The organism is Mycobacterium ostraviense (genome assembly GCF_002705925.1).
In the GTDB taxonomy this organism is placed as follows: Bacteria; Actinomycetota; Actinomycetes; order Mycobacteriales; family Mycobacteriaceae; genus Mycobacterium; species Mycobacterium ostraviense.
Genome location: NZ_NKRE01000028.1, coordinates 1 through 2,118 on the forward strand (window position 1 = coordinate 1; position 2,118 = coordinate 2,118).

Below are 2,118 nucleotides of genomic sequence, written 5' to 3' on the forward strand. Positions count from 1 at the left end.
TCCGCCTGCTTCGGCGTCAAACCCAAACTCACCCAACCATTCTCACCGATCACGCCCGACTATCGGGTCAACGCCACGCGAAAAACACCACCCTCCTAGGGCCGGTGGGTCTTTCGTCTGGTGGGGACGGCGGTCTTGCGGTTAGGTGAAGGCGGCGCGGATGTGGTGCCAGGCGGTAGCGATGGCGTGCGCCCAGCGCCAGGTGGCGTCGATGCGCAGCCGGATTTGGCGGGCGCCGCGGGTGATACGGGCGGCGACGTGTAGGACCCGGTAGCGGAACGCCTGGACCTCGCAGCGGGCCAGCTCGGGGTGCCCGGTGAAGCCGATGAGTTTAGCCCAGGCGATCAGATCGGTTGCGGCCATGATGATTTCAAGCCAGGCGGCATTGGCTGCAAATGCGTTGAACGGTAGGTTACGCAGGCTGGTGGCCTTGGCTTGGCGGATCCGGTCTTCCACACGGGCGTGCTGACGATGCCGCAGTTCCAGGCCGGCCAGCTGTCCTGGGATCACCCCGTCGGGGGTGTCAGTGAGAAACCCGGTGATGCGGTGCCCGTCGGTGTCGGTGAACCTCAACTGGGCGCCGGGATGGGGGCGTTCCTTGCGCAGGATCAGCCTGGTGCCTGCCGGCCAGTTGGCCAGGTCCACCAACTCGGTGGCCTCGGCCACCCAGGCGCCGTCGCGGATACCGCCGTCGGTGCTGATCGCCGGATACCAAGTATCGGCGGTGTTCAGCAGCTCGGCGGCCTGGCGCACCGAGGCGTCGATGACCGCGCCCAGGGAGAACCCCACCCCCTCCTTACGGCAGGCTGCGGCGAACCCGTAGGTGGCCCCGGCCGAATCCGAGCGGATCAAAATCTGTGGGGCCTCGGGGTTATCGGGGTCCGGGCGATGCGACGCGGGCAACGACGCCAGCGCCTGATCCAGCACGCTGATGTGGTCGGCGGTGGTGTTGCTGCCGGCGTTGCCCGCTCGCAGCAGCCCGGCCAGCGCCTCGCCGGAGGCGATGTCGGGGCGGTCCAAAAACACCAGCAGCGGGTGGTGCCCGAACGTCTTCTTCCAGGTCGCGGCCGCGTTTTCCTTGTTATCGGAGTGGTCGATCGTGATGGTGGCATCCACATCCAGATGCAGCCACCCATCATGATCGGGTGCCGCACCGGCAGTCCACGCCCGCTGACGGGCGTGCGCCCGGGCCGCCCGAATGCGCGGCAGGTGGGCGGCATCGATGCGTTCATCGACCAGGCGCCACAGTGTGGTCGTCGAGCCGACAGTCCCAAAGGCGTGCTTGCGATCGCCCCACAACTGGCCGACCCCGTCGACACAATCCGCGCCGTCGGCCACCGCGGCGGCCAGATCGGCGAATACATCCCCAGGCGCATGAATCCATGGCCCCTGATAGGTGTCGGCCAGCGCGGTGCTGACCTGCGACGATAACCCGGTCAGATCCGCGACCTCACGCAACATACCCACTCCGGCGTGCGACACGACGCCCTGGCCGTCCGCCGACACTTTCACCCGAGAAAACGCTGCGCTACTCTTCACCTAGAAAGTGCCTCCGCTCGGAATGATGGACCGTCGAGAAGTCTCATTATCCCTTGCAGGACAGGCACTTTCGCTAATTCAATGGTGTGTCACCCCGAGTTTCGCGAAAAATCGGCCTTAACTACCCGGCATTGAGGCTAAGTGCCTGTTCCACGAACATCCTTTCCGCTGATACGAGGGGGACTCGGTCCAAGACCCGAACGGCATAGCCCAGACATTCCCGAAGCAGAAGTCCGCCATCAAGCGGCTTCAAGTTCCCGAACAGAGACACCAGCCGGTCCTTGAGACGGTGCCCGCGGACGACCACTCAAAATCCAGGAATCACCAAGGGGTGTTCCAGTCAGTGGTTCGGCCGTCCGCGGGCACTCACCAAACCTAAATGTCAGTGGTGGCTGCGATGATGACGTCATGTCTTCGAGTGCACCCGCTGGCGCCGTGGTGGCCGGTCCTGGTGAGCGTCTTGAGGTGCTGTTTGCGGAGTTGGCGGAGTTGGCCGGTCAGCGCAACGCGATTGATGGGCGCATCGTGGAGATCGCCGCCGAAATGGAGCGCGACGAGCTGTGCGGGGCGACGGGTGCA

Annotated in this window: 1 protein-coding gene and 1 pseudogene; one reads left to right on the forward strand and one right to left on the reverse strand. The window is 65.1% G+C overall.

The window, feature by feature from the left end; genetic code table 11:
* Window positions 1-141: 141 nt before the first annotated feature.
* Window positions 142-1,539, reverse strand: coding sequence for an IS1380 family transposase (locus tag CDN38_RS27685; protein WP_075509591.1), 1,398 nt, complete (start codon window positions 1,537-1,539; stop codon window positions 142-144).
* A 408-nt stretch (window positions 1,540-1,947) separates the two neighbouring features.
* Here CDN38_RS27685 and CDN38_RS31460 point away from each other — a divergent pair.
* A pseudogene (locus tag CDN38_RS31460) lies at window positions 1,948-2,118 on the forward strand (hypothetical protein); the annotation flags it as partial.